The 4,756-nt window shown below is 45.5% G+C and carries 5 protein-coding genes; 3 read left to right on the top strand and 2 right to left on the bottom strand.

Features of this window, described 5'->3' with window-relative positions; all coding sequences use genetic code 11:
- Nucleotides 1–129: 129 nt before the first annotated feature.
- Together PN498_RS13745 and PN498_RS13740 are read left to right on the top strand one after the other, a co-directional pair.
- The gene (locus PN498_RS13745; protein ID WP_272063382.1) at nt 130–333 is read left to right on the top strand and encodes a hypothetical protein; all 204 of its coding nucleotides are present in this window, start codon (nt 130–132) and stop codon (nt 331–333) included.
- A 145-nt stretch (nt 334–478) separates the two neighbouring features.
- On the top strand, nt 479–685 hold the full coding sequence (locus PN498_RS13740; protein WP_272063381.1) for a hypothetical protein: 207 nt from the start codon (nt 479–481) through the stop codon (nt 683–685).
- Nucleotides 686–915: 230 nt separating this feature from the next.
- Here the strand turns inward: PN498_RS13740 and PN498_RS13735 are convergent, their stop codons facing one another.
- Together PN498_RS13735 and PN498_RS13730 are read right to left on the bottom strand one after the other, a co-directional pair.
- Nucleotides 916–1,185 (bottom strand): hypothetical protein, encoded by a 270-nt coding sequence (locus tag PN498_RS13735; RefSeq protein WP_272063380.1) that lies wholly within the window; start codon nt 1,183–1,185, stop codon nt 916–918.
- Between the two features lie 145 nt (nt 1,186–1,330).
- Nucleotides 1,331–1,687, bottom strand: coding sequence for a hypothetical protein (locus tag PN498_RS13730; RefSeq protein WP_272063379.1), 357 nt, complete (start codon nt 1,685–1,687; stop codon nt 1,331–1,333).
- Between the two features lie 1,142 nt (nt 1,688–2,829).
- Here PN498_RS13730 and PN498_RS13725 point away from each other — a divergent pair.
- Nucleotides 2,830–4,756 (top strand): G8 domain-containing protein (locus PN498_RS13725; protein ID WP_272063378.1); only part of this gene is annotated, 1,927 nt, incomplete at its 3' end.

Here is a 4,756-nt window from a genome sequence, read left to right as displayed (position 1 = left end):
GCTACTAAACCACTCCAGGAAGAACCGATTGAACTGACTCAATAGGCTCTGGAGGCGGAAATGTAGTATGCCTTAAACTCCTTCTATGCAAAGGTTCCAGCGAGATGTGATACCTTTTCGTCAGGATCGTTGCCATACCCCACATACCGCTCAACGCGCTATGAGGGAGTGGAGATTGAACTCTTTGATGTGGGTCGAAGAAACATTGGTGGTGACTTTTATTTAAAGGTCACTGCACCAGGCTTGGGTATCTTCACCACACAAAGTTTTGCCGATAAATCAGATGCGATCGAGCACATGAGACTTTACTACGGCTACACTCAGGGGCTATAGCGTCAGCGATCGCGCAAGTTTCACAGTCGCAAACGTTGCTGTACTGAAGCTTTGCAACAGCTTATCTGTTGAGATATTAGGGCTAGCTGCAACAAGAAGGAGTGAGATATCACATCAGTATGCCCCGTGAATGAGGACCTGCCCGATGAGAACCACCACGACTCTGAACTGTGACCACTCTGCTTATCAGCGCCACCTTCGAGAGATGGTGAAACGCTTGGTGATTGAGCTGGGCTATCTAGAGCACTGCCTAGAGAAGGGCTTGCAGGATACCCACGTGCAAGCAGCTGCGACTGGAATTGACACTGCGATCGACTGCCTGAATGAGCACTTAAGCACTCCTAGCATATAGCGATCCCATTTGGATTTTGAATAAGGTTTTCCAAGGAAAACCTTATTCAAGAAGTTTCCTCATCCTTAGAAATTATCTGGAATGGCTATATCTAAAGTAACGATCCAGGGCGGTTACTCCGCTAAAAACTCACCAGAACTCGAATTGTTAGGGGATATAATCGTAGTTTCTCCGAATTTCATTCCTTAACAATAGTGATCGTGGATTTGACTCTTTGACTTCATCTCAACTCACTCTGACTTCTTCTTACCTAGATACTTCGATCGCAGCTTCCCATCTTGCCAGTAGCGCAGATATAAGTAAGGGCCATGCCTTTTGTTGCCCCGTTGGATATATTTCTCCTCAATATGGCCCCGACTTCCCTTCTCGGACAACCTCCTTTTGTCTCGCTCTACAGCCTCCAATAAACCACCTAGGGCTGCTTTCAACTCTCGCAATTCCCGCGCTTCCCAACCCGACAACTCCTGTAGCAGTTCATCTACTCGGTTTCGCGATCTCATCGAACCTCTCAGTTGGGGAATGCCGGCACATTATAGCTAGAAAGATTTCCCAACCAATAAGCGCTGCGTCTTCGAATAGTCAGGGTCAAGACTCCATCTGTGTTGCCAACTTAACTTTCCACATCTAGAATTCAGGACTATATTCCTATCCATCGCCTTCGATGGCTCGCCAGAGATAGTACCGTTGATCTCTAATACCGATCACAACCTCGTCAAGACGCTGATTGTCAGCGGATAGGGAGTGACGGCGATGAATCTGATTGGCCAAGACTTGAGCAAACTTTTTACACCATCGGCGAATGGACTCGTAGGTCACCTCCAATACCCGATAGAGCATCATCTTCTCAATATCGCCGTCGCTCAGCGGAGAGGTGTAGTAGAACCAAACATACTGACGAATGACCTCAAACTGTAGAAGCCATGAAACCTCTGAGAACCGACAAAATAGTAATGTCCTCAGAGGACAAAGACAGACCAGCACACTAAATTTACGTATTTTCAACGTTATACTTTGTAAACTCTTTGCACTAACTTTATTGTGTCTTCTTGATGTGAACAATCGAGTGTAGCTTGAACACTACCGTAGTGATGTCTGCCAGAAACACGAGTAGGGGACTACATCTGCCATCCAAATCTAGGGAGTCCACTATTAAATTGCTTAGTTACGACGCTGCTGGTCCGTATGCTAACTAGCAAACATCCATAAGCGGTTGGTAGGGGCTACCATTTGTCCGTCTACCATAGCGAGCCTAAATGATTTCTAGGGTCAAGAAGGCTCTTTGAAATAAGGTTTTTCCGAGGAGAGCCTTATTCAAGATCCCAATAGGGTTGGTATAGATGGATCACATCAACTCAAAGTTTGTCGAGTTGAATCTAAGGGCTGCTTAACCTTTCTACCAAGACCGCTAACGGTGATATTATCTGTCTGCAGGAAATAACAGGGTTTTGAAGAGTTAGATTTACTGAGTCAATAAAGTTTTCCAATTACGAAAGCTCTTCACCATTAACACCCGCGCTATATGTGTATTGATGGCGTTGACCAGATTCGAGTATGGACGTCTCTCTAAATCTTAAGATGTCCGAATTTGGCACGTGTCTGCATGGGTTCTACAGGGATTTTTTCTGAAACCCCATCTTTTGGGAAAGGCCTAAGAATTTGATGAAATCAAGATTTGGTACTGATTCCATTAATCAGGAATTAGATATTTATAGAGACTTCTATCTTTCCTGGAAACCACTTTGCTAAGACTGGTTTTGAATTTCAGCCACTCTATTCCTAAGAGCTGAACAGCTTTCCATCGCTCTTAGATCTCAAAATGTGCTGATTTATAACTGTACGGTCTTCAGGTCAAGCAAATCTGTTTTCCATAAGTGAGATTGTTCATTCTCCGAAATTTCAAATCGGATTACTAAGTATTTTCTACCCAGAAAAGCCTTTCTTTTTGAAAATTGAAAATAGCTTGGTTGAATGACGAAGCTTATTTGCTTGCGTGAAATCTGGTGTTTTCATAGCTAAATTTCTTTTCTTTGATCGCATCAGATCATACTTTTCTCTCTGCTTAGAAAATCGAATGAATTCTGCATTAAATGCATTCTGTCGCAGATTTCATTCGCTCTATCCACTCTTTAGGAGAATTTTCTGCAATGGATATGCAAACGAATTCCATGAACATGAACGGTATGAATCACAATATGGATATGCAAACGGTTCTCTGGTCAAATGCCAGTGAATGGCTTGGCCAAACTCCTAAAGCAGGGGAAGACGTAATCATTCCACCTGATTTAAATGTTGTTCTAGATACCGATACTCCAGAGCTCGGCAATTTGGTTGTTCAAGGCAAACTTACCTTTGGTGAAACAGATATCGCTCTGACGGCAGACAACATTGTAGTCTTTGGTGAGATGAGAGCTGGAAGTAAGGAGAATCCTCATACTCATGAAGTTGAAATTGTTCTAACGGGAAAGTCTGGCGACCCGGATATTGTTTTGGCAGATTGGATGCCTGAACACTCTCATCATCGCTCTGAGCATGACGGCCACGGTCATTTGACTAACCCTGTCGATAACAAAGCTCTGATTGTTGCTCCCGGCGGTAAGTTAGAACTGCATGGAACTGAGGTTGATAGCTGGACTCAACTCGGAGAAACTGCAGATGTCGGTGATACTTCCATTACATTGATGGAAGTTCCGCAAGGATGGAATGTTGGTGACGAAATCGCGATCGCGCCTACTGACTTCGATGCATTTGAGGCCGAAGAGCGCACCATCACAGATATTAAAGGATCGACCATATACTTCGACGAGCCGCTTAAACATCAGCACTATGGCGCGCAGCAAGTCCTCGATAATGGCAAGACGCTTGATATGAGAGGGGAAGTTACTAACCTCTCACGCAACATTAGCATTACGGGTTCAGAAGAAGGTGAGACCCAGATCATCAAGAATTCAGAGAATCCAGACTACTACACGCGGGCTGGCTATGGTGGCCACACCGTATACATGACAGACTCAGAGATCAAGATCGATGGGGTGGAATTCGATAGCCTTGGACTCTCAGGCGAACTAGGAGGCTATCCCATTCATTTTCACCATACAGGAGATGCTGAAGGGGCATACGTCAAGAACTCATCAATTCACCACACTTTCCAGCGCGGGGTGGTTGTTCACCAGACGGACAACCTGCTTATTGAAGGCAACGTTGTCTACGACTCGATGAGCCATTCCTATTACATCGAGGACGGCGTCGAAACAGGTAATGAATTCGTTGACAACTTAGCGATGCTCCCGCGCTCAACCACAGAAGAGTTCCGAATTGACAATCCTGACAACGGCATGAGGAAGGAGGAGCGAGCCTCTGGCTTTTGGATTACCAATCAAGCGAATTCCTTTGAGGGTAATCACGTCGCTGGGGTCCCAAGTGGTCAGGGATTCTGGTTTATTGACCCAGATAATGCTTCGGGTACTGCCATCGACAAAGACGATCCTAAAGGCGATTTGCCAATGGAGCAATTTGAGGACAACACAGCTCATACACTCATGGCAACTTCCGGTAATTTGGGATACCGATTTGACTGGACCGGTAACGCACTTGAGATCAGTACCTCATTCGATACTCATCCAGATAATGCCGCAGTCGAAGATTTCACAGCCTGGAAGGTTGGCAATATGGGTATCCAGATAGCCCCCAACCGAACAGTGGATATCGAGGATCCGATTATTGCTGAAGCGCGGGTCATGATTCAGTCTTCTAGCCGAGGTCATAGTGGCGATGATGTACTGGAGATCAACAATGCAACCCTGATTACTGAAACCGATAACACTGTTGAAGGCCGCGATATCGAGAGTGTTTTCCACAAGAAGTTTGATGGCCCTATCGCTATAGATTCTGAACGTCCAATCGAGTTTGTTGACGCAACTGTCTATGGCGAGGAGCAACTCAAGATCAGCAACAAATCAACTGGAGAGCAAATAACCTTTCTAGGCGATACATCGTTCGAGCCGACCCCTGACCCAACCCCAGATCCAGATCCTGACCCAACCCCAGATCCAGATCCTGACCCAACCCCAGATC

Origin of the sequence: Oscillatoria sp. CS-180 (assembly GCF_028330965.1) — a bacterium.
Classification (GTDB): Bacteria; Cyanobacteriota; Cyanobacteriia; order Phormidesmidales; family Phormidesmidaceae; genus Halomicronema.
The sequence above is the reverse complement of the archived record's forward strand: the minus strand, read 5'-3'. Positions and strand labels throughout refer to the sequence as shown.

Bases quoted from the DNA above. Each gene is read 5' to 3' on its own strand.
- PN498_RS13735 (WP_272063380.1), bottom strand. From the start codon at position 1,185: ATGAGATCGCGAAACCGAGTAGATGAACTGCTACAGGAGTTGTCGGGT.
- PN498_RS13740 (WP_272063381.1), top strand. From the start codon at position 479: ATGAGAACCACCACGACTCTGAACTGTGACCACTCTGCTTATCAGCGC.